Source organism: Leptothoe sp. PORK10 BA2, from assembly GCF_034932105.1.
In the GTDB taxonomy this organism is placed as follows: domain Bacteria; phylum Cyanobacteriota; class Cyanobacteriia; order Phormidesmidales; family Phormidesmidaceae; genus Leptothoe.
Genome location: NZ_JAYGIG010000119.1, coordinates 1 through 22,208, shown reverse-complemented (window position 1 = coordinate 22,208; position 22,208 = coordinate 1). Strand labels below are relative to the sequence as shown.

The window sequence follows — 22,208 nt, the reverse complement described above, 5'->3', positions numbered from 1 at the left end:
GCAATAGGGGTACCCTTTCCCCCTAACAACTGGCCCCTGATCTGCCTAATTCGTTGATTGCAAATACAAACGACACAATCAGGATTACGGACATGATAACTAAACGAAGCCTAACCAAGACTACTCACTACGACTCACTTTGAGTTGAATTATGCATTTAAATGAGTCATTCCAATCCTAAACAATGCCCCTTGTCATAGACCTTATAGAATCTCAGTCACCCCATAAGGCCCCTTGTTATAGACCTTATAGAACTCAGTCACCCCATAAGGCCCCTTGTTATAGACCTTATAGAACTCAGTCACCCCATAAAGTCCCTGATCATAGACCTTATAGAATCTAATCACCCCATAAGGCCCCTCATCACCATAGGGCTTAAGATTGCCGTTTCTCCCGTTTTGCCGTCAGCAAAATGGCAATAAACAAACAAACAATACCCACGTTTATCCATATATCTGCCAGGTTAAACACCGGAAACCGGGTCACCGGAAAGGCCTGGATAAAGTCCACCACTTCCCCCGCCTTCACCCGATCAATGCCATTGCCCAAGGCTCCCGCCAAAATAAAACCCCAGCCAGCCCGCTCCCAACGATCCTCAATCCGGACCCACAGACCATAACCGGCAATACCAATACTGACAATAATCGACAGCCAGGGAAGGATCCAACGACAGCTATCACCACTACAAATACTCCAAGCGGCACCGCGATTGAGCACATAGGTAAAATTCAGCACCCCCGGAATCACAGTCACCGGCTGACCTAGGTCAAAATTTTGCACCGCCCAATGCTTGGTTACCTGGTCTAACAAAAGGCCAACAAAAGCCGCTACCCAGAACAGGCGATTGATCTTTGTTCTTCTGAATCTGCCCATGCTGTTATGACGACACTAACTAAAACACTTGGAAACACTAATAAAACATAAGCTGACGCATACCGTAGGCCATCACCGAAACGGCACAGACCAAAACTAGCTGTCCTGGAATAGGGGCAATGGAATAGGTAAAAACAGCCTCTGCCAGAGATGGAGCATTGGCCCCAGTCCACTGTAATACATAGGCTAGGGGCAAATACACCAACCCCACCCCATGCATCGTTAACAGCCCCCCCAAACAGCTGAGGGCTAAGGTCTCTAATTTAAGGGTTTCCCAAAAGGCCAGATAACCACAGACCCACGCCGCCGGGATAAACCCCAGCAAGTAACCAAAGCTCGGCTCCCGTAAATAGCTCAGCCCACCCCCCTGGGTAAAAACTTGCAAATCAAATGTCTGAAACAGCAAAAGGCCCAAACCGAGATAGGCAATCTGGGAAAGGGCTGCGGCATTTTGCCCCCCTAAACAACCAATCAACAAGACGGCCCCCACCTGAAAGCTCACCCCCAGGGAAAATACCTCTACACCACTGGTCCAAGCCCAAGGTCCGTTGATCACGAAGACCTCTAGCCAGGTACCCCCAATGGTTAGAATCAAGCCGATTAGAGCCCATAGCAGCTCTGCCGTTGCAAACACCTAAAATACCCCCACGGTGACGGTGGCTCATTTTATCGCTTCTGGTTCCAGTTCTCAGGAATTTCCTAGGGGTTGCCATGGAACACCTCGACAAAATTCACGGCCCCATAGACCCATATTTCCGAACGTTACTTTTTTTAATCTGACTGAAAATAGACCCCTAAGCAGGTTCTAGACTATTTACTTAAACCCTTTTATACGGCTTTCTTTAAGAACTGACATGTTTCCAACTCATCGCCCTCGTCGGTTGCGCAGCCACCCCCAATTGCGCCGCATGGTCCGTGAAAACGTCGTGACCACCAGCGACTTTATCTATCCGCTGTTTGCGGTGCCTGGTGAGGGCGTTGCCAATGAAGTCAAGTCCATGCCCGGCGTCTACCAGTTATCGGTGGATAAAATCGTCGAGGAAGCGAAGGAAGTTTATGACCTTGGCATTCCATCGATCATTTTGTTTGGCATTCCCGAAAGCAAAGATGACGACGCCACCGATGCATGGCATGACTGCGGCATCGTGCAAAAGGCGACAGAAGCAGTCAAAGCAGCTGTGCCTGAGCTCGTGGTGACCGTCGATACTTGCCTGTGCGAATACACTCCCCACGGTCACTGCGGCTACCTAGAGGTGGGCGATCTCACCGGTCGGGTGTTGAATGATCCCACCCTAGAGCTACTGAAGAAAACGGCGGTTGCCCAGGCCAATGCGGGGGCCGATATTATTGCCCCCTCCGGCATGATGGATGGCTTTGTCACCGCTATCCGCTCTGCCTTAGACGAGGCAGGCTTTGAAAATATTCCGATTCTGTCCTACGCCGCCAAGTACTCTTCGTCCTACTACGGACCGTTTCGGGATGTGGCAGAGTCCGCTCCCCAGTTTGGTGACCGTCGCACCTACCAGATGGACCCGGCCAACGGACGGGAAGCGCTCAAAGAAATTGAGCTGGACATTGCCGAAGGGGCGGACATGCTCATGGTGAAGCCCGCCCTAGCCTATATGGACATTATTTGGCGAGTCAAAGAAGCCAGCAACCTACCCGTGGCTGCCTACAACGTTTCCGGGGAATACGCCATGGTTAAAGCCGCTGCCCTGAATGGCTGGATCGACGAGGAAAAGTTGGTGATGGAAACCATGATGAGCTTTAAGCGCTCAGGGGCCGATTTGATTTTGTCCTACCATGCCAAGGATGTCGCCCGCTGGCTAAAGGGTCAATAAAACAGGGCATAAGCATAAAAACTAGCCAGGATGACAAAACCCTAAGCAAGCGTAACAATAATTAACGAATATCTTCCGTTGGGGATATTCGTTATTTTTTTGATCATCTAGCCCACCTACTAGTTTTAGCCCTTGAGCACCTCCTCAGACGCCATCTCCCATTCCCACCCCCATGGTTCCCGTACCGCCCATGGCCACAGCGCAGAATCCCTCAAACGCATTGTTAATCGTCTATCTCGCATTGAGGGCCACGTGCGCGGCATCAAGACCATGGTGCATGAGGACAGACCTTGCCCCGATGTCTTAGTGCAGATCGCTGCAGTGCGTGGAGCATTGGACCGAGTCGCCCGGATGATTTTGGATGAACACATTAGCGAATGTATTAGCCGAGCCGTAACGGAAGGCAATATTGAGGAGGAGCTAACTGAACTAAAAGCCGCCCTAGACCGTTTCTTCGACTAGTACATAGACTCTACTGGATAAACGCTTATGGCCAACCTAATCGCTAGCCAACAGTCATCCTTTTGCAATTAAGCTGCAATTGAGTCGGTCAGCACCCCCAGTTAAGATTGCGAATAAGATTGCGAAAAATCACAAAACGATACAAAGCATATACTTGAATGTGCCGTTGTTAAGCCTCTTCAGGGAAGGGTTTAGGGGCTCCTGGGAGGCCTGCCCGGATGTGATTAGCGTGTCCTGTGCGTAAAAAAATTTAATGAAAGGCCTAATCAAAACGGTCTACGGTAACAAATGTGGTGATGTATCCATTGCTAAAACGATTTAGCCCGTCGTCCTACGCCTGCAGCGGACGATATTAAACTCCATTTAACGTCGAGATATTTTAGTATGAGCAGCAATTTAGCCGAAAAGCTCAAGAAAGGCACGCAGAAAGCGCACACAATGGCCGAAAATGTGGGCTTTGTGCGCTGTTTTTTGCGGGGCGTGGTTGAGAAGAAGTCCTACCGGAAGCTAGTGGCAAACTTCTACTATGTTTACGCTGCCATGGAAGAAGAACTGGAGCGTCATAAGGACCATCCTGTGGTCTCGTCGATTTATTACCCTGAGCTTTACCGCAAGGAAACCCTAGAAACCGATTTGGCCTACTACTACGGCCCCAATTGGCAGGACCAGATTTCCATCTCCCCAGCGGGTCAGGCCTATGTGGATCGGATTCGTCAGGTCGCCAATGAGTCTCCTGAGCTATTAGTGGGGCATTCCTACACTCGCTATTTGGGTGACTTGTCCGGTGGTCAGATTCTAAAGAATATTGCCCAGCGAGCCATGAATTTGGCGGATGATGAGGGTGTGGCTTTCTATGAATTCCCCTCCATTCCTGATGATGCCGAATTTAAGGCGAACTATCGCAGTTCCATTAATGCAGCTCCCGTGGATGACGCGATGGCTGAGCGGATTGTGGAAGAAGCCAATGATGCCTTTGGCACAAACATGAAGCTGTTCCAAGAGCTGGAAGGTAACTTAGTGAAGGCCATTGGTCAGATGCTGTTTAACAGCCTCACCCGGGGTCGTCGTCGTGGCAGCACCGAGCTAGTCACAGCTGAGTAGAGTTTAGACTCGATCAAAACCGAAAAAAGACTAAAAAGGGGTCGGATTCCTGGTGTGGATCTGTCCCCTTTTCAGTATTTGCCGTTTTCCTAGGCCCAATTCGTCGCCAGGGGTTGTCCTTTAGAAGTCGCTCCTGTAGGATGAGGCTCAATTTCCAGTCAATTAGTCGGTCGATTCCAGGTTCCTGATTTTGGAAATTCCGGCGGAATGAGTGGAACGAGTTGGATACTCTTTTCCATTGCGTGCCAAATAATACTTGAGATATTGACGTTTTCTGGTATTTTTTGGTGATGTGTGAAAAAGTAACCACGGTAGGTTTGGAGCGTGCCTAGCTCTGACCTATGGGGGCAACATGTTATGTGTGAGTGAAGGAGTAAACGAGTGGGTTTTGCCATTAGGGCTGATCAAGAGAGAAATGACGATGTTGGGGGCTCTAACCCACAGAACCTGTTATTACTGCACCCTATAGGGTCGTGGCCTAGACCAGTCGCCACCCCGTCAGCCCAGGCTGTGGCTAGGATGCCGATGGAGGCCCCCACTGCCATACCGGACCAACCTAGGGTTCCGGCTGAAGTCCGACAACTGCCCAAGGCACCTCAACTCCCTCTCGGCCTAAAGTTATTAGTGGGTGTACAGCAGGGTTCTACGGTCTTAACGGGGGGACTGGTGGCGACAGCCCTGGTAATTTATAGTTGGACGGTCTATCTGGATAAAACCGTTGCCCGCTCATTTCAGCACTTGGAATCCCTTAAGGTTTCTACCCAGCAAGTGACCACCGCCAATGAAACGTTGAAACACAGCATGGCTCAACAGGCTGAATCACCAGCCTCTGGACTCCAACCCCTGGAGCCGAAGCGTGCTATCTTCGTGTCACCTGCCCCACCCCGGCAATTGGTTAAGCCCGACCTAGTAGAGCCCAAGGTGCAGCCTCCCATGCCCCATCCATTGGGTTACTAAGTTACTAAATGGTTACGCAATGGTTACGCACCCATCTCATCCATCCCCTCGTCAGTCATCTCGTCGGCCCCGTTACTTGTCATCGCCACGGTTTCGGCTAGTCACGGTATGGGGCTTTATGGTGCTGGCAATGGTGGGACTGAGCGTGCGCCTGGCCCGCTTGCAGCTGGTGTTAGGCAGCGAACTTAAGGCCCAGGCTGAGGGGCAACGTCAGAATTTACCCCAGGTACCCCAGGCATCGCGACGACCCATTATTGATCGCCAGGGCAACGTGCTGGCGGTGGATCGGGTGGTGTATACCATCTATGCCCATCCCATGCTGTTTAGCCGCTCCCGTGAGGAGATGGCGGAAACCTTGGCAGGGCTATTGGCTCAACCCCAGGAGACTCTTTTGGCCCGTTTTCAGGAACAGGAAACGGGTATCCAGGTGGCAGTGGATGTGTCGGAGGAGCTAGCGGAACGGATGCGCGGCATGGGGCTGGAGGGGTTAGATCTATTCCCCAGTCAGCAGCGCTTTTATCCCCAACAGGAGCTGATGTCTCAGTTGGTGGGATATATCAATCTGGAAGGGGAACCCCAAGCCGGTTTGGAATATGCGCTACAGGACAAGCTGCTGTATGAGTTGGATCAGGCCCCGTTACCCAACCAGGACTTGCAACGGCTGCCCAATCGTGACGGTATCCGGTTACAGCTGACGGTGGATAGCCGTCTGCAAAGGATCGCCCAGCGCAACTTGGAGGCCACCGTAAGCCAACATGGGGCTAAGCGAGGGGCCTTGATTGTGATGGACAGTCGGGATGGGGCTGTGCTCTCGTTGGCCGTTGCCCCCACATATGATCCCAATCGCTACTACGAAGCGGATGTGGAACAGTTTAAGAACTGGGCGGTGAGTGACCTGTACGAACCGGGGTCAACATTTAAGCCGATTAATGTTGCGATCGCACTAGAAGCAGGGACGCTTGACCCCGACGACTACATCTACGATGAAGGAAGTTTGCAGTACGACCAGTGGACCATTCAAAACGTCGACTACAAGTCGGTGGGGGGCCGGGGCTCCATCTCCATCACCGATGTTTTGCGCCATTCCAGCAACGTGGGCATGGTCCACATCATGGAGCAGCTCAAGCGCTCCGAGTATTATGATTGGTTAGAAAAACTAGGTCTAGGGGAAACCACGGGCATTGAACTCCCCGCCGAGTCCCCAGCCCAGCTCAAGAGTCGTCCCCAGTTTGTCAACAGTGCTGTAGAAGCCGCCACCACCTCCTTTGGCCAGGGCTTTTCCCTCACCCCCATGCAGCAGGTACAGCTCCACGGAGCCTTAGCCAATGGGGGCAAGCTAGTGACTCCCCATGTGGTGCGGGGCCTGGTGGACCAGGAAAATAACCTGATCTGGCAACCAGAGCGCCCCCAGGCGACATCCGTCTTTTCCCAGGAAAACACCGAAGCCGTGGTGAGGATGATGGAGGAGGTGGTGAAATCAGGCTCGGGCCAACCAGCCCAGGTCGCCAACTATCGAGTCGCGGGGAAAACGGGCACTGCCCAAAAAGCCAACGAATACGGCCAATATGGCGACGGTCGGATTGTCAGCTTTGTGGGTATCGTCCCGGTGGAGAATCCGCGCTATGTGGTGCTGGCGGTAATCGATGAACCCCTGGGGGAAGATGCCTATGGATCAACGGTGACAGCTCCCTTGGTTAAGTCGGTCATTGAGTCTCTAGTGGTAATGGCCGGGGTCCCGCCATCTCCTCAGGAATAGAGGCATAGAAGTCACGACCGGGGTCCCGCCATCTCCTCAGGAATAGAGGCATAGAAGTCATGACCAGGGTCCCGCCGTCTCCCCCGACGAATTGAGCGAACCCAATACCAGCTGCTCCAGCTCAGTCAGGGCCAGGTCTAGGTCGTCGTTGATGATTTGATGATCAAACTCAGCGGCGGCGGCAATTTCGACTTGGGCACGGGCTAGGCGTTTTGCGATCGCATCCTCAGAATCCTGACCTCGCTCACGAATACGGGCTTCCAACGCCGCCAGGTTAGGCGGTAAAACAAAAATCTGATGGGCCGTAGGCAAGGTGGTGCGCACCTGACGTGCCCCTTCTAACTCAATCTCTAACACCACCGTATGGCCATGGGCCACCATGGCATCCAGGGGCTGGCGCGGGGTACCGTAATAATTCCCAGCAAACTCAGCCCATTCCAATAGCTGGCCCAATTGCACCATCGCCTCAAACTCAGAACGGGAGACAAAATAATAGTGCTTGCCATGTTCTTCCCCCGGACGGGGCTGACGAGTAGTGGCCGAAATCGATAGTTGAATATCTGGATGCCGGGCTAGCAATCGGCGCAGTAGGGTGCCTTTACCTACGCCGCTAGGGCCGGTAAAAACAATCAGCTGACCTGGGGGCGCAGCTTTGATCGCCGCTTCTGAATCCAAGGGCACCGATGGGGAAAGCATAGTTAACTCAGGGAACTGCAAAGTAATGGCTAAAACTAATCGCTAGAACTGTAGCCACAAGTAAAACAGTCAGGACAGCCAACCGTGACCACCCTAGGGTGACTGCCCATAGTTTAAACAAATGCGGGCCTATTCCCCAGGCAGATCAAACAGCACCGTAGTCATGTAACGTTCAGCCCAAGCAGGGTCAAACGCCTTTTCTAAAATGCGACGGGTTTTATCATTTTGCTGTTGGTGGATGCAGTAGTTGCGCTGCCCAGCCAACACCTTGGACCGCTGATGGGGGGCCGGGGGGGTAGCCACCGCCTGGGTGCAATGCAGGGTGAGATAGTGCAGCACCTGCTGCAAGAAGCGGTGATTTTCTTGGGGGCCAATGGGCTTCACAAAACAGCAATAGTCAGAAAAAATATGCCCCCACGAAGGTAGCTCCCTTGGATGGCTATACCCAGCTGTCCCCATCCCCTCCAGGGCCAGTTGATAGGCCACCGGTAGGCCATCGGGGCTAGTGGGGGACAGATCCACCACAGCAGCGCTAATTTGCCCCCGACCACTGACAATGTCGCAACCAAATATGGGCAAGCCATAGTCCAACCGAGGAAACATCACACAGTGGAGAATATCCAAGTTAGGACCGACCTGAGCCAATTCTAGGTGGAGCTTGCGGAATTCTGGAGTCTGATAACAGGCATTCTCAATCACCAACCGTTCACCTTCCAGCCGCCCCTCCACATGGCCCAGGTCCTTGGGAAGATGGTAGGGCGATAGGGCAAGATGACGCTGCCAGGTCGCTTCAATCATATCGGCCAGGTCGCAGATGACAGAATGCTGATGCTGGCGGATGGAAGACTTTACCGTAATCGACATGGATGAGCGTTCAATTCACCCCTCAAGTTTACAGTAGTGCCCAGGTCTCGGGCAGGATTGACCGAGTATGTTCCAATTTGTCACCTGAATTCCTGATGCTGACTGTTTTTTAAGGAAAAGATGGTTACTTCATTGTTTTGATGATTAGGGCATAGCATGGCAACGGCCCAAGAGTTGGCCCCCGCCCCCGCGTTTGTTGCGCTCCGCCCCGCAGTTACTGTCCCGCAGTTACTGGCCCGCATTTTCTGCCCCGCGTTTACTACGTCGCTTCAACATTACCCACACTTTTTCTCCGCTATGGTGGCTACACAACTCAGGTCTCGTCAGGTTTTGGGGCTCAATCAACGGCAATACGAAGGCCTCAAAACCACCCTACAGCTCAACCTCAGACGACAGCTTTTAATTGCCGTCTGTGATAGTGATAGTCTGCAGGCTCAACTGGTGCAGCGACTCCAGTCAGATTTGGCCACGGCGGCAAGTATTGATGATGACTTTGGGGCGGTTAAGCTGACCACGCTGACCTTTGAGCCCACCCAGCCAGATTTGGTGGTGCAGCTGGCCCATTGGATTAAGCAAGCCCCCCATCCCCTGCCCAATGTGCAAGTGGTAGGGCTGGAGGCCATGACCCACCAGTCGATGCGATCGCAAAATCATTTCCTGCGCTCCCTTGAGAAAATCCAGGCCCTGCTGCCCCACCTCGAAAGCAGCTTGGTGCTATGGCTCTCATGGCCCTGGTACCGAACACTACAGAAGTCTGCCCCAGAGTTTTGGCAATGGCGTAGCGGCGTCTTTACCTTTGTCAGTGAACTCGTTTCCGGGGTATCCACCCCCCCAGAAAATCCCCCCATGGATGGCCTATACGGCCAGATCAATCCCCGACAGACCCAGCAAAATGCTGATATATGGCAAATCCTCAGCGAAGACCTGGCTCAGCTGGAACAGCCTGCCCATGGAACTCAACAGGCTGCAGCGGCGACGGTGCCCACAAAAACTCCGGTAGCTCAGTCTGCGACCCCAGCTCAGTCTGCGACCCCAGCTCAGTCTGCGACCGCAGCTCAGTCTGCGACCCCAGCTCAGTCTGCGACCCCAGCTCAGTCTGCGACCCCAGCTCAGTCTGCGACCCCAGCTCAGTCTGCGACCCCAGCTCAGTCTGCGACCGCAGCTCAGTCTGCGACCGCAGCTCAGTCTGTGACCGCAGCTGTCGCCATCCCCCAAAGCCCAACAATTGATCTCACTACGTTAGAAAACCCGCTGGAATTCATCGCTCAGCGGCAGGCCGAGGGCGCAACACCGGAGGAACTGAGCCAGGCATACCGGACCCTAGGCAACCACTATCGCGATCGCATCGAAGCCGGGGACATGACCCCAAGCCTGCTAGCCACCGCCATCGAAACCTTTGATCTCTATTTGCACTGGCTGCCGCAAGACGATGACCAGCGGGCAGCGGGTCTCAATGATCTGGGCACCCTGCATTGGCTCCAAGCCCAACACCACAGCGATCGCACCGCCCTGATTGCAGGCATGAACCGTAGTGTGGAGCTATATAAAGCCGGTCTTGACTGCCCCCTGGTGGAGGCCGAAACCCATAGCCGCCTGTACGGCAACCTGGGAGCCGTATATAGCGCCCTAGCAAATTACGATGACTCGGTCACCCATCTCAAGCAAGCGGTCGCCGTTTACCTTCAGGCCCTACCATTCGTCCCCGTAGCTACCCACGCCGAAGAGTACGGCACCCTGCAAAATAGTCTGGGCTCGGTCTATTGGAAACTGGCCTACTACGAAGAACCCAAAACCTATCTGCACCGAGCCATCGCCGCCTACAACGAAGCCCTAGGCTGCCACCATCCCGACCGGTCCCCCCTGGACTATGCCGCAGTGCAAAATAATCTGGGCATTGCCTATTGGAGCCTGTCCCGTCATGAGCGGCCCATATTTTTACTCAAACATGCCATTGCCGCCTACCGAAAGGCTCTCCAGTACCGTACCCCGACCACCGATCCCATCGGCTGTGCTAGCACCTATAACAATTTAGGCACCGCATTTTGGGAATTGGCCAACCATCCGGAGGCACCGGCAGACCCAGAGGGACACTATCGGCAAAACGCCGTGATTGCCTACGAAGCCGCCCTCAAAGCCTCGGAGTTGACATCGGAGTTGGCCCCATCCAGCCTTGACCTGGCATCCATTCGCCACTGCTTGGGCAGCATCTATGACCGGCTGGCCCGGTCCGACGATGGCCAGTCCACCTCCGCCAACCTGGAGCGGGCATTGGGCCATTATGTCACCGCCCTCAAGGAAACCCCGAAAACCGCCGCCACCTATGACCCGATCTTTAAGGCCCTAGTACGCAATGTAGCCATGCACTACGAACTACTGGGGCTAGAGGGACAGCAACAGGCCCTGAACCAGATTCCGGCGGAGCTATTGCCCGAGGTGATGCTCAAACTATAGGAGAGCGATGAGAAGCCACCGCCTGGGTAGTAACTAGGTCTTAGATCCGGTTAATTCCGGTAAGGATTTGGCCAACAACGCATTGAGTTCCTTACTCAGATCGTTATCACTGCGATGGGCTTCCCAAGCACCGTTATGCCGGTTATCAATACGCCACTGACCGTGGATATGATCGCCATCCTCTGACACGGTCCCCTGGTACTGAATGGTATAGGTAGGGTTATTGAAATACTTCTTAGTAAAGGTGACCTGCCGTCCGGTCACCTGACCCTGAATTTGAGCCTCCCCCAAGGGACTGTCGTCCATAATTCGACCAATGAGGCTATTTTGTGCTTGCACAAAGGTGGCTTCAAAACGGATGGGGGCTTCTCGATCCCAATAGGACCCCAGCCAGGGACCGGTTAACTCAGCCATCGCATGGGTCCTCTCGCAACAACATTACTTCTGATTTTGCTGCAACTATTGGGATTTGACCGATTAGTTTTAGCAAACTTCTGACAAACATTGGGCCGCCATCAATGGGTAGGGACCTGTCATCAGTAGGGGCCGGGCATGGGGAAAAACGCCCCCTAGGCGGTGCCTTTATCAGCCAAAATTGAAGAAATTCCCAACTTTAGCCGATAAAAGCTGGAGGTCAGTTTCACTAGGCTTGGGTTAATTGCTATTTGCGGGCTATTTTACCGATGGCGCTATTTCTTATCTTTGCTCTGGTGATTGCGTTTTTTGCGATCGCATTCGCCCTCCAAAACGATCAGCTGATCACCATCAACTTCTTTCTCTGGCAGCTAGAGCGGCAGCATCTGGCCACCGTGCTGTTGCTCACCTCCGGCCTCGGGGTGGTCTTTGGCCTACTGGTCACCATCCCCACATTTCTCAAACGGGAATGGCGGATCTCCCGCACCAAACGCCAAGCTAGCAGCCTAGAGACTCAGCTCCTAGCCAAGCAGCAAGAAGTCAACAGTCAGGCTCGCCAAGCCAGCACCCTGCGCCACAGCCACCAAAACCTACTGCGGTCTCTGGATCTGCTAGACCACACCACAGGCCTAGTCAATGATGCCGTGGTTCCCCGCACCACGAGGGCCCTGCTCCAGCAGATGAAAATGCAGCCCCTCAACCCAGAATTTCAATCCGTCGGATTACTGATCATCAAACCCCATCGACGGCAACCCAATGCCAGTGATCTCGGGGGGGATCTCAGAAAAGATCAGGCCCTATGGTCAGCCATTTCCCATGTATTACAGCAAAACTTGACCGTAGACGCTTGGCTCTTTAGCGACAACCAAGGCACATTCACCTGTAGCCTTACAGGCCTAGATGTCAAAGCCATTACCCAGTATGCCGAAACCCTAAAAACCTTCCTGACAGAGGCCCCCCTATCCCTGAAAGACGGCACTCAAACCACCCTCGATGTCCACATTGGTGGAGCCGTCACTGACAAGGATCACCCCACAGAAAGCGAAAAACTATTGATGGACAAAGCCGAAGAGGCCCTGGCCCTGGCCACTAAACGCGGTCGCAATCGTCTGCGGGTGATGTGGGTAACCGACAAATTGCAAACTCATTGACCAGGCGCTAGCAACCTTGGGCACAGCTTTTTAAGCACAATTAAACCAAAATGCTCTGAACTTAGAACACCCTGAGCGTACCCAGGCAAAATCTAGACAAAATTCTTAAGTCATGAAACCTAAATTTTCTCGACTTTTTTTTCCTTTGCCGAGAAAAGCGTAACGCTTTGCGTCTAGGGACTATGAGTATTTTTACTCAGGCAGACATTAGTTCGCCTAGACGTATTCTCTGACACAGATTCTTGAGCCTAGCGCCGTTGGTGCCTAAGATGAAACTAATGATTGAGTTGCAGAAAATCTAAAGAAGCAGGAGATATGTCCATGGCAGACCGTCCGATCATCCTTGGCATTGTTGGAGACAGTGCCGCAGGTAAAACCACCCTAACCCGCGGGATCGCCCAGGTACTCGGTGAGCATGATGTAACGACCATCTGCACCGATGACTATCACCGCTACGATCGTCAACAGCGCAAGGAAATGGGAATTTCCGCCCTGCATCCCGATTGCAACTACGTTGACATTATTGAGCAGCATTTGGGTCTGCTGCGTCAGGGACAACCCATTCTTAAGCCCATCTACAACCACACAACCGGTGGTTTTGATGCCCCTGAATACATCCAGCCCAAGAAATTTGTCATCGTGGAAGGCCTGCTGGGCTACTCCAGTAAGGTGGCCCGCGATGCCTATGACGTGAAGGTTTACCTCGCACCACCTGAAGACCTACGTACCAAGTGGAAAATCAAGCGTGATACCCGCAAGCGTGGCTACACTGAAGCTGACGTATTAGCAGCTCTAGCGGCCCGTGAGCCCGACTCCGAAGCATTCATCCGTCCTCAAAGAAAGTGGGCTGATGTCGTGATCACCTTCTATCCACCGACCACGCCCGAAGACGCCTCTAACGATCTGCTCCTTAACGTCAACCTGGTGCTACGTCCCACCATTCCCCACCCTGACTTTACGGATATCTTAGATACCGATCTGGGTAAAGCAATTCGTCTAGGCCTAGAACGCGATATGGGTAAACCCGTAGACGTTTTAGCCATTGATGGTCACGCCACCCCCGACCAGGTCCAGCAGCTTGAGCGCATCCTTTGTAGTGACGTTCCCTACCTGGGCCAGTTCTGTAGCCTAGAGGGCAACCAGGAAGTCGGCAAAATTGTCGGCACCACGGGGGAAACTCTACAGAGTTATCCCCTAGCCCTGACCCAGCTGCTCATCACCTATCACATGCTGAAAGCGATGAACGCCACCGGCAAGGTGCAAGTGGCTGCCTAGATTCTAGCCATCCTCTAAAATGCACAACGGTTAAACGCCCTCCAGGGATTGCCTGGAGGGCGTTTATTTTGGCCTTTATTTTTCAGGGTGATCAGACTTGGGGTTAAAGCCATGTGCCACAATTACCGTGCCTGACCATTAAACCAGGTCCATCCAACTGTTCCAGACCCCGATCCTTTCCCCGCCCTTGACCATGTTTGGTTTTTCTAAACTAGCGCCCATCCATGAATTTAAAACCTATGACCAGTGGCGTCATCAGTTTATGCAGCGGCGAATGCGGTTGGGCATTTTATTTGGTCTGCTGTACCTTGTTACCTTTTTACCGCTAGATACCCTCCAGTACCTGACGACCGGCCGCAATCCGTTTGATTTACTCTGGATTCTCACTAACCTGGTGCGGATTGCCCTGCTGTTAGTCTGTCTCAGACTCATCCGCCACAACGTCTATCAGCCCCGTCACATTATTGCCGTCTTTTTGCTGGCATCGTGGTCCATTAGCCTGTTGCATCGGTTCCATGAAACCTATGTGGGACTGGCCAGTAACACCCCCATTGCCGAGCCCGATCTGTTTAGCTGGGCGCTTTCCTTTATTACCCAGGCGACGCTGATTCCCGTAGGCTGGCCGCTGCACCTGATCTCTCAGCTGGGGGTGCTGGTTTATTATCTTGTGGTAAATCCACTGCTGGGATTACAGGTGGTCACTCCTGGATTGCATGCGGCCAGCTTGTTACTTAATATATTTTGGATTTGCTGTATCTGTAACTGCTCGGTTTACTTCTATGAAAAACTGTCGCGGGAAAACTTCACCACAAATCGACAGTTGTTGGAGGCCCAGGAAAAGTCTGAACGACTGTTGCTGAATATTCTGCCCGGTCCCATTGCGGAGCAACTCAAGCAAAGCTCCGACATTATTGCGGAAAGTTTTGCGGAGGTGACGGTACTGTTTGCAGATATTGTCAATTTCACCCAAATGACGGAAACCCGATCAGCGAAAAATGTGGTCAATTTTTTGAACCAAGTATTTTCCCGGTTTGATCAGTTAGCTGAGCGCCACGGCTTAGAGAAAATCAAAACCATTGGGGATGCCTATATGGTGGTGGCCGGGTTACCCCAACCCCAGGAGAATCATGTGGGGGCGGTGGCAGCCATGGCCGTGGAGATGCAGGCAACCCTAGCTGAATTTAATGCCCAGACGGGCCAGAACATTGCGCTACGCATTGGGATTCACACTGGGCCTGTGGTGGCGGGGGTGATTGGGCTGAAAAAATTTGCCTATGATCTGTGGGGTGACACGGTGAATACGGCTAGCCGGATGGAGTCCCATGGGGTACCCAATGGGATTCAGATTAGTGAGGCTACCTATGAGCGATTGAAAAACTGTGGTGATCGCTATGGGTTTCATCCCCGGGGGCCGATAGTCATCAAGGGCAAAGGAACCATGTTGACCTATTTACTGGAGCCCAACGAACAATAAAAAACATTATTCGACCGCTGTGGCATAATCTATCTCCATCTCTATCTGCAACAATTGAGGTCTGTAGGGATCTCGAAGGAATGTATCATGGCCGACAATCGTAAAAGCCGCGTCGTTACCCAGGGAGTACAGCGTTCTCCCAACCGGGCCATGCTAAGGGCCGTGGGCTTTGGGGATGAGGATTTTAATAAGCCCATTGTGGGTCTGGCCAACGGCTATAGCACGATTACGCCTTGCAACATGGGGATTAATACCCTGGCCCTACGGGGTGAGGCCGCCCTACGGGATGCGGGGGCCATGCCTCAAATGTTTGGCACCATTACCATCAGTGATGGCATTTCCATGGGAACGGAGGGGATGAAGTACTCCCTGGTATCCCGAGATGTGATTGCGGACTCCATTGAGACGGCTTGCATGGGCCAGAGTATGGATGGGGTGCTGGCGATCGGCGGCTGCGATAAGAATATGCCGGGGGCGGTGATTGCGATCGCACGCATGAATATCCCCGCCGTCTTCGTCTACGGCGGCACCATCAAACCCGGCCATCTAGATGGCGAAGACCTCACCGTCGTCAGCGCCTTCGAAGCCGTCGGTCAGTACAGTGCGGGCAAAATCGATCAAGCACGCCTCACCGCTGTGGAAAAAAATGCCTGTCCCGGTGCTGGATCTTGCGGTGGTATGTTCACCGCCAACACCATGTCATCGGCCATAGAAGCCATGGGCCTAAGCCTGCCCTACTCTTCTACTATGGCAGCAGAAGATGCGGAAAAAGCCGACAGTGCCGAGAAATCTGCCTTTGTGTTGGTAGACGCCATTCGCAACCAGATTTTACCCAGCCAGATCCTCACCCGCAAAGCGTTTGAAAATGCCATTTCCGTGATCATGGCCGTGGGCGGCTCCACCAACTCGGTGCTCCACCTATTAGCCATTGCCCACACCATTGGCGTCGAACTCTCCATCGATGACTTTGAGGCTATCCGCCATCGTGTGCCCGTCTTCTGCGACCTCAAACCCTCCGGTCGCTATGTGGCCACTGACCTGCACAAAGCAGGCGGCATTCCCCTAGTGATGAAAATGTTATTAAACCAGGGATTGCTCCATGGGGATGCTCTGACCGTTTCCGGTCAGACTATTGCAGAGACCTTGGCAGAAGTACCCGATCAGCCCAGCCCTGACCAAGATGTCATCCGTCCCTTTGACCAGCCCATTTATGCCCAGGGGCACCTAGGTATTCTCAAGGGCAACCTAGCCATCGAAGGCTCCGTTGCCAAACTCACCGGCATCAAAAAGCGCAATATCACCGGTCCAGCGCGAGTCTTTGAATCTGAAGAAGCCTGTCTAGACGCCATTTTGGCGGGCAAAATTCAAGCCGGAGACATTCTGGTAATTCGTTACGAGGGTCCCAAGGGTGGTCCTGGTATGCGAGAAATGTTGGCTCCCACGTCTGCCATTATCGGTGCTGGCCTGGGAGATTCGGTTGGTTTGATTACCGACGGGCGTTTCTCTGGGGGTACCTACGGCATGGTGGTTGGCCATGTGGCGCCTGAAGCCTATGTAGGTGGCACCATTGCGCTTGTGGAAGAAGGTGACTCCATCACAATGGATGCAGATCAGTTGTTATTGCAGCTAAATGTCTCTGAAGAGGAACTGGCTAAGCGACGAGAGCATTGGACTGCACCGGAACCTCGGTATAAACGGGGTGTGCTGGCGAAGTATGCGACGTTAGTTTCTTCGAGTAGTCAAGGTGCCGTAACAGATAAGGACTTATTTTAGAACGCGAAGAGTTTAATAGAAATGCTGCTATTAAACTCTTAAAGTCCCTACTTATCACCGCTACTTTGTGGGACGGGTGTGGGACGGGTAGAGACTTTTGTGTGGCAGCATGGCATTACACTAATTGAACGAAACAGGCTTAGACCCTCACGGTCTTCGCGTTTGTATTTACCCATCTAGTTGCGAAAACCTAGACTGACTTTAGCTCTTTGGCAATACCCGTCAGAATTTCTGGCACCGAACGGGGCTGCCACCCCAGCTCGCGCATTGCTTTTTCGCCACTGATGCGGACACATCGATCATAGATATAGTGAACCAGTTCATTATTCAGCGGCGCATTCCAGGAAAATGCTTTGCCGACGGGGTCCAGCAGACCGCCAATAGCCCGCACTAATGGCTTCGGTGCATCGACAGGGGCTTTAATACCAGCAGCCTGACCCAAGATTTGAAACATTTCACCGATGGATAGCTCCCCGGCGGAGATGATGAAATGTTCGCCGGAGGGGGCTTTCTCGGCAGCCAGCACCATGGCTTGGACTAGGTCATCTACGTGGACGATGCCGGTGATGCGATCGCACCCCGGCCAAATCGGCAAACGCCCCTTCAGAAATAGCTTAATCACCGGCCCAAAGTGGGGGTCGTCCGCCCCAAAAATCCCACCGGGCATCACACTCACCGCCGACAAGCCATCGGCCACATGCTGATTCACCAGCTGCTGGGCCTTAAACTTTGTCTCGTCATAGGCCGAGGAAAACCCCTCCTGGGTGCGCTGGTAGGTTTCATCAATCACCTGGCCCGCCGTATCCCCATAGATGCCAATAGTACTGCAATAGACCACCTTGGGAGGCATCGGCTGAGACCTTACCGCCGTCAGTACCGTGCGCGTTCCCTCCACATTGACCCGTTCCATGCGAGCCGCGTCTACGATGCCCAAATCCACACAGGCCGCAATGTGAAACACCACATCCACCTCGGCCATGGCCTGGTTCAGCACATCCCCATCGGTAATGTCGCCATAGACCAACTGCACGTCAGTATCCACCAACCGCGATAGATCACTGGTGCGACGCACGAGTCCGACCACAGAATGACCTTGGTCCACCAATCGCCTCACCAAGTGGGATCCTGTAAAGCCGTTTGCCCCCGTAACCAATGTTTTCATACGTTTATTGATGGTGATAGACCTAGACCCCAGGCTGTATCGTAGTCGAAATCAAGGGTGCAATAAAATGCTGACCTTAGCCTGGATTAACCACCCATGGATCCAGGCTCCGTAGCAACCAGCCTCGGAATCAACGGATTTTATGAACAGAGATCGTTTTCCAAGAAAAACCAATCTAAGATATGTAGATACATTAAGCGGCTCCAGTGAATGAATAAACCAATTAATAAGTCTGACTTTGTGCTCACTCCCTACATGAAGAGCAATGACTTACGAGCCACTTACCAAGTCTTAAATACCCTGGTTCCCTACATTTTTCTCTGGTTTTTGGCGGTGAAAGCTTCCCAGGTATCGCTTTGGCTGCTACCGCCGATCATCGTTTTGCTAGTGCTCTTTTCCCTTCGTTGCTTTTCGCTAATGCACGACTGTGGGCATTACTCACTCTTTAGGTCCAAGAAAGTCAACCGCGTGGTGGGTTTTATCCTGGGTCTGGTCAACGCCATGCCCCAATACTGGTGGTCTAGGGACCATGCCTATCATCACAAAACCAATGGTGACTGGGAGCAATATCGCGGCATTGGGGATTTCCTATCGGTGCAAGAATACTCCCAGCTCACCCCATCGGACCAAACCATGTATGGCGTCCTCAGGCATCCCCTGATGGTAATTCCAGGGGGCTTTTTCTACCTGGCTTTTAAACCAAGGCTAATTTTCATCCTGGGCATCTATGAGTTTGTCCGGGCTCTGTTTTCCTCAGTTAAAACCAATGCAAAGCAGGAACTATCGCTTATTCTGCCTGCCCACAAATCGCAATATTGGTCTACTTCAGCAGAATTTTGGGATATTTTGCTCAACAATATTTTTGTAGTCGGGGGATGGATTTTTCTGTGCCATTGGCTGGGGGCGGGCTTTTTCCTCAGCGTGTATTCCATCGTGCTGACGTTTTCCGCTGCTATTTTCATTAATGTGTTCTTTGTGCAGCACAACTTTGATGGTGCCTATGCCCATAAATCTGAGGGTTGGGACTATTTGGCGGGGGCAGTTGAAGGTAGTAGCTACTTAGATATGCCAGCGATATTCAAATGGTTCACCGCTGATATCAGCTATCACAATATTCATCACCTGTCGGAAAGAATCCCGAACTACCATCTCAAAGCATGTCACCAGGCCAATAGTCACCTGCTTTCCAAGATAAAAACCATTGGTCTTGGAGACATTTTGGACTGTTCTCAGTTTATTCTGTGGGACTCTGACCAAGATAAGTTGGTTTCTATCAAGTCCTTTAGCCCTGTGGCCCAAGTCAATGCTTAGCGGTTGAAACCGACCTTAGACTAGGGCTTTTTCGTAAATGCGGTAGGTTTTGTAGATAGTGGCTCCGGTGCTTTCGATGATATTGCGCGATCGCATATTGTCCTCATACACCCAGGACAACTCAGCCCGCTTATAGGGAGGCGTTTTGTCGGTGCCCCCCTTCATACCTAAATAAACCACCGCTAGGGCGACCATTTTTCGGCTATATTCCGGCAGGGTACAAATGGCCAGTACCCTAGCCTGGTCTATCCTACGGCGATACCAAAGAAACTTCAGAATGCCAAAGATATTGAGTTTACCCTTCACCTGTTTGAGGGCAATATTGTAGTCGGGCAACGCCATAAAAAATCCCACCATCTTGTTGTCAGACTCTTTTTTCGGATCTTCTGCAATCACGAAGATGTCGGTATCCACTAGCGTTTGTAGCTCCCGTGCTTCTACCATAAACTCCGCTTCGGTGCGGGCGCTGGAGCTCCAGTTGTGGGCAAAAGCCGTGGTAAAAAGCTCGTAGATGTGGCGGCAATCCTGTTCAAAGGCGTCGCCTTTAGTCTGAATGGAGCGAAACGTAATGCCCGCTTTCTGGGCAATCTTGTAGCCTCGCTCAAAGGTGTCGGGCAAGGGATGATCTAACGGTAAATCGTAGGCATAGGCATCTTTTGCTTTGTGCCAGCCATGGGCCGCCATGATGTCCAGATAATACTGGGGGTTATAGGGCATCATTAACATCGGATCCGAGTCAAACCCATCGACCAAGAAACAGCAGTTGTTGTGGGTAGACAGATCAATCGGTCCCCGAGCATGGGTCATGCCTTGCTGCTGTAGCCAGCGAGTCGCCTCCTCCAGCAGTGCCTGACCGATTTCAATATTATTGATGCATTCAAAAAAACCGATTAGCCCAATGGGGATACCTTCCCGCTCAATCAGCCGATCATTCACCGCTGCCACCACCCGACCCACCGGCTGATCACCCTGACAAGCCAAAAACTGTTGTAGTTTGCCGTATTGGAAAAATGTATTTTCCTGGGAAAACTGTTTAACCGTACTCGACTCAATCGGCGCAACCCAGTGGGGGTCAGTGCGATAGACATGGGCCGGAACAGCAATAAATGCAGCCTGATCGTCAGGGGTGGTGACTGGTCTAATGGAAAAAGTACTCATAGGGGGTGAGTAGTAAATAGTGAGCTGTGTTCGAAGTTAGACCATTTAGCTACTAAAAAGCCAGTCTTTTTCCCTTATACAGCTCACTATAATTCACTACTCATCCCCTCTACCGGCTAGGCATACTGCGCAACGGCACCGCCGATCTTTTGGCGCACAGCCACCATGGACTCCACCAGTTGATCCATTTCCGCATGGGTATGGAGGGCATTGGCCGTAATCCGTAGACGAGGCTTAGCAATAAACCAAATGGCCGAAACCCAGATACTATGCTCCTCCATCAGCGCCCGGGCAAAGGATTTGGGCTCTAGGTCGGGCGGTAGCAGCACAGGAATGACGTTTGTTTCACCAATAGCGTCAAACCCAGCAGCCACTAGCTTAGACCGCAAGTACCGCGTATTTGCCTGCAGTTTAGCCACCCGTTCCGGTTCCCGGCGCACTAAGCGAATGCTTTCTAGGGCCGCAGCGGTCACCGGCGGTGGCAGGGAGATGGTCCCAATGGATGTGGGTGATACATCTAACAAGTCAATCAGCTCACGGTTAGGGGCGCTGATGGCCGCACCGGCAGAACCAGCAAACTTGGAAAATGTAGTCATGATGATGGGCACAATGCCCCGCTCAATCACGGACTGGGGACTAATGCCAAAGTGGTCATAAATACCCTCCCCTTTGCCGCCAATGGCTCCGCTGGCATGGGCTTCGTCCATAACCACAACGCTGCCGGGATAGGCTTCCATAATGTCGAGCATACGGGGTAGGGGCACCACGTCGCCGTCCATGGAGAAGACCGCATCAGAAATGACAATCACCCGATCGTCAGGACGCACATAGCGCCGCATCTTGCGCTCCAGGTCATCCATGTCGCAGTGACGATAGGCCTTTACCCGCACCTTGGGGCTGTGGCCAAACATTTTGCCCGACCGATTGTCGGCGTTAACCACCGCTGCAATGATGCAACCGTGGTTGAGCACATCACTGAAGATGATGGTCTCACGGGTATGCTGAAAGCCCTGTACCGGCACCGCCAGATGACAAAAGCCATCCATGAGAGCCTGCAATGCCATCCAGGCATTGAGGAACAGTTGGGTATGGGGCAAGTGCTTAAAAGCAGAAATTTCTTCTTCGAGCTGCCGATGCAAATCAATCCGACCGCTGAGCACTGAACAGGAGCTATTGGAGGTGCCATAACGACGGATAGAGTCGATGGCTGCCTGGGTTACCTCCTTGTCTTGGGCCATACCCAACACATCATTGGTACAGAACGTCAGAACCTGGTGCCGTTTGCCAGTCCCCTGCTCTTCTACTTCGATTTGATTGCCATTTTTTTGATGGCAAATAAATTTATCAGGGTATAACCCGCTTGAATAGACCTCTTGCAAAAATGATTATGTGCTAAATTGCTGTATTTTGCTGCCAGTCTTCGGCAAGGTTGAGTTCATAATTGTAGAGTGCCGCTATCAAATTGAATCGCAGCCCATAGCGTCGTCGT

19 protein-coding genes are annotated in these 22,208 nt (G+C 52.5%); 11 read left to right on the top strand and 8 right to left on the bottom strand.

Features of this window, described 5'->3' with window-relative positions:
- Nucleotides 1–375: 375 nt before the first annotated feature.
- A complete protein-coding gene (lspA, locus tag VB741_RS17865; RefSeq protein ID WP_323366551.1) occupies nucleotides 376–873 on the bottom strand; it encodes a signal peptidase II in 498 nt (165 codons plus the stop codon).
- 37 nt (nucleotides 874–910) lie between these two features.
- On the bottom strand, nucleotides 911–1,507 hold the full coding sequence (locus tag VB741_RS17860) for a biotin transporter BioY (RefSeq protein ID WP_323366550.1): 597 nt from the start codon (nucleotides 1,505–1,507) through the stop codon (nucleotides 911–913).
- A 220-nt stretch (nucleotides 1,508–1,727) separates the two neighbouring features.
- On the opposite strand from VB741_RS17860, the gene hemB reads away from it, so the two are divergent.
- The 5 genes from hemB (at nucleotide 1,728) to VB741_RS17835 (ending at nucleotide 6,990) form a co-directional block, all read left to right on the top strand.
- On the top strand, nucleotides 1,728–2,714 hold the full coding sequence (gene hemB / locus VB741_RS17855; protein WP_323366549.1) for a porphobilinogen synthase: 987 nt from the start codon (nucleotides 1,728–1,730) through the stop codon (nucleotides 2,712–2,714).
- A gap of 132 nt (nucleotides 2,715–2,846) precedes the next feature.
- Entirely contained in the window at nucleotides 2,847–3,176 is a 330-nt protein-coding gene (locus tag VB741_RS17850; protein ID WP_323366548.1) for a metal-sensing transcriptional repressor, read from the top strand.
- Nucleotides 3,177–3,560: 384 nt separating this feature from the next.
- Nucleotides 3,561–4,277 (top strand): biliverdin-producing heme oxygenase, encoded by a 717-nt coding sequence (locus VB741_RS17845; protein ID WP_323366547.1) that lies wholly within the window; start codon nucleotides 3,561–3,563, stop codon nucleotides 4,275–4,277.
- A 381-nt stretch (nucleotides 4,278–4,658) separates the two neighbouring features.
- The gene (locus tag VB741_RS17840) at nucleotides 4,659–5,234 is read left to right on the top strand and encodes a hypothetical protein (RefSeq protein ID WP_323366546.1); all 576 of its coding nucleotides are present in this window, start codon (nucleotides 4,659–4,661) and stop codon (nucleotides 5,232–5,234) included.
- A 19-nt stretch (nucleotides 5,235–5,253) separates the two neighbouring features.
- A complete protein-coding gene (locus VB741_RS17835) occupies nucleotides 5,254–6,990 on the top strand; it encodes a peptidoglycan D,D-transpeptidase FtsI family protein (protein WP_323366545.1) in 1,737 nt (578 codons plus the stop codon).
- Nucleotides 6,991–7,047: 57 nt separating this feature from the next.
- Here VB741_RS17835 and gmk read toward each other — a convergent pair whose 3' ends face one another.
- Nucleotides 7,048–7,686, bottom strand: a complete 639-nt coding sequence (gmk, locus tag VB741_RS17830; RefSeq protein WP_323366544.1) for a guanylate kinase — start codon at nucleotides 7,684–7,686, stop codon at nucleotides 7,048–7,050.
- Between the two features lie 129 nt (nucleotides 7,687–7,815).
- Nucleotides 7,816–8,550 (bottom strand): phycocyanobilin:ferredoxin oxidoreductase, encoded by a 735-nt coding sequence (locus VB741_RS17825; RefSeq protein ID WP_323366543.1) that lies wholly within the window; start codon nucleotides 8,548–8,550, stop codon nucleotides 7,816–7,818.
- 156 nt (nucleotides 8,551–8,706) lie between these two features.
- On the opposite strand from VB741_RS17825, the gene VB741_RS17820 reads away from it, so the two are divergent.
- On the top strand, nucleotides 8,707–11,001 hold the full coding sequence (locus VB741_RS17820; protein ID WP_323366542.1) for a tetratricopeptide repeat protein: 2,295 nt from the start codon (nucleotides 8,707–8,709) through the stop codon (nucleotides 10,999–11,001).
- A gap of 33 nt (nucleotides 11,002–11,034) precedes the next feature.
- Here VB741_RS17820 and VB741_RS17815 read toward each other — a convergent pair whose 3' ends face one another.
- On the bottom strand, nucleotides 11,035–11,415 hold the full coding sequence (locus tag VB741_RS17815) for a hypothetical protein (protein WP_323366541.1): 381 nt from the start codon (nucleotides 11,413–11,415) through the stop codon (nucleotides 11,035–11,037).
- 269 nt (nucleotides 11,416–11,684) lie between these two features.
- Here VB741_RS17815 and VB741_RS17810 point away from each other — a divergent pair, with 269 nt between their 5' ends.
- The 4 genes from VB741_RS17810 (at nucleotide 11,685) to ilvD (ending at nucleotide 17,088) form a co-directional block, all read left to right on the top strand.
- Nucleotides 11,685–12,566, top strand: a complete 882-nt coding sequence (locus VB741_RS17810; protein ID WP_323366540.1) for a lipopolysaccharide assembly protein LapA domain-containing protein — start codon at nucleotides 11,685–11,687, stop codon at nucleotides 12,564–12,566.
- Between the two features lie 321 nt (nucleotides 12,567–12,887).
- Entirely contained in the window at nucleotides 12,888–13,841 is a 954-nt protein-coding gene (locus VB741_RS17805; RefSeq protein WP_323366539.1) for a phosphoribulokinase, read from the top strand.
- A 193-nt stretch (nucleotides 13,842–14,034) separates the two neighbouring features.
- Nucleotides 14,035–15,315 carry an adenylate/guanylate cyclase domain-containing protein gene (locus VB741_RS17800; protein WP_323366538.1) on the top strand — a complete coding sequence of 427 codons (1,281 nt, stop codon included), beginning with the start codon at nucleotides 14,035–14,037 and terminating at the stop codon, nucleotides 15,313–15,315.
- A gap of 87 nt (nucleotides 15,316–15,402) precedes the next feature.
- On the top strand, nucleotides 15,403–17,088 hold the full coding sequence (ilvD, locus tag VB741_RS17795) for a dihydroxy-acid dehydratase (protein ID WP_323366537.1): 1,686 nt from the start codon (nucleotides 15,403–15,405) through the stop codon (nucleotides 17,086–17,088).
- Between the two features lie 190 nt (nucleotides 17,089–17,278).
- Here the strand turns inward: ilvD and VB741_RS17790 are convergent, their stop codons facing one another.
- Entirely contained in the window at nucleotides 17,279–18,250 is a 972-nt protein-coding gene (locus VB741_RS17790) for an NAD-dependent epimerase/dehydratase family protein (protein WP_323366536.1), read from the bottom strand.
- Nucleotides 18,251–18,460: 210 nt separating this feature from the next.
- On the opposite strand from VB741_RS17790, the gene VB741_RS17785 reads away from it, so the two are divergent.
- Nucleotides 18,461–19,561 (top strand): fatty acid desaturase, encoded by a 1,101-nt coding sequence (locus VB741_RS17785; protein ID WP_323366535.1) that lies wholly within the window; start codon nucleotides 18,461–18,463, stop codon nucleotides 19,559–19,561.
- A 15-nt stretch (nucleotides 19,562–19,576) separates the two neighbouring features.
- Here the strand turns inward: VB741_RS17785 and VB741_RS17780 are convergent, their stop codons facing one another.
- Together VB741_RS17780 and VB741_RS17775 are read right to left on the bottom strand one after the other, a co-directional pair.
- On the bottom strand, nucleotides 19,577–20,719 hold the full coding sequence (locus VB741_RS17780) for a hypothetical protein (RefSeq protein ID WP_323366534.1): 1,143 nt from the start codon (nucleotides 20,717–20,719) through the stop codon (nucleotides 19,577–19,579).
- A 116-nt stretch (nucleotides 20,720–20,835) separates the two neighbouring features.
- Nucleotides 20,836–22,098, bottom strand: coding sequence for an aminotransferase class I/II-fold pyridoxal phosphate-dependent enzyme (locus VB741_RS17775; protein ID WP_323366533.1), 1,263 nt, complete (start codon nucleotides 22,096–22,098; stop codon nucleotides 20,836–20,838).
- Between the last annotated feature and the right edge of the window lie 110 nt (nucleotides 22,099–22,208).

Excerpts from the sequence above, each read along its gene's own strand:
- lspA (WP_323366551.1), bottom strand. The coding sequence starts at position 873 with ATGGGCAGATTCAGAAGAACAAAGATCAATCGCCTGTTCTGGGTAGCG.
- hemB (WP_323366549.1), top strand. The coding sequence starts at position 1,728 with ATGTTTCCAACTCATCGCCCTCGTCGGTTGCGCAGCCACCCCCAATTG.
- VB741_RS17845 (WP_323366547.1), top strand. The coding sequence starts at position 3,561 with ATGAGCAGCAATTTAGCCGAAAAGCTCAAGAAAGGCACGCAGAAAGCG.
- VB741_RS17835 (WP_323366545.1), top strand. The coding sequence starts at position 5,254 with ATGGTTACGCACCCATCTCATCCATCCCCTCGTCAGTCATCTCGTCGG.
- gmk (WP_323366544.1), bottom strand. The coding sequence starts at position 7,686 with ATGCTTTCCCCATCGGTGCCCTTGGATTCAGAAGCGGCGATCAAAGCT.
- VB741_RS17825 (WP_323366543.1), bottom strand. The coding sequence starts at position 8,550 with ATGTCGATTACGGTAAAGTCTTCCATCCGCCAGCATCAGCATTCTGTC.
- VB741_RS17820 (WP_323366542.1), top strand. The coding sequence starts at position 8,707 with ATGGCAACGGCCCAAGAGTTGGCCCCCGCCCCCGCGTTTGTTGCGCTC.
- VB741_RS17815 (WP_323366541.1), bottom strand. The coding sequence starts at position 11,415 with ATGGCTGAGTTAACCGGTCCCTGGCTGGGGTCCTATTGGGATCGAGAA.
- VB741_RS17810 (WP_323366540.1), top strand. The coding sequence starts at position 11,685 with ATGGCGCTATTTCTTATCTTTGCTCTGGTGATTGCGTTTTTTGCGATC.
- VB741_RS17805 (WP_323366539.1), top strand. The coding sequence starts at position 12,888 with ATGGCAGACCGTCCGATCATCCTTGGCATTGTTGGAGACAGTGCCGCA.
- VB741_RS17800 (WP_323366538.1), top strand. The coding sequence starts at position 14,035 with ATGTTTGGTTTTTCTAAACTAGCGCCCATCCATGAATTTAAAACCTAT.
- ilvD (WP_323366537.1), top strand. The coding sequence starts at position 15,403 with ATGGCCGACAATCGTAAAAGCCGCGTCGTTACCCAGGGAGTACAGCGT.
- VB741_RS17790 (WP_323366536.1), bottom strand. The coding sequence starts at position 18,250 with ATGAAAACATTGGTTACGGGGGCAAACGGCTTTACAGGATCCCACTTG.
- VB741_RS17785 (WP_323366535.1), top strand. The coding sequence starts at position 18,461 with ATGAATAAACCAATTAATAAGTCTGACTTTGTGCTCACTCCCTACATG.
- VB741_RS17780 (WP_323366534.1), bottom strand. The coding sequence starts at position 20,719 with ATGAGTACTTTTTCCATTAGACCAGTCACCACCCCTGACGATCAGGCT.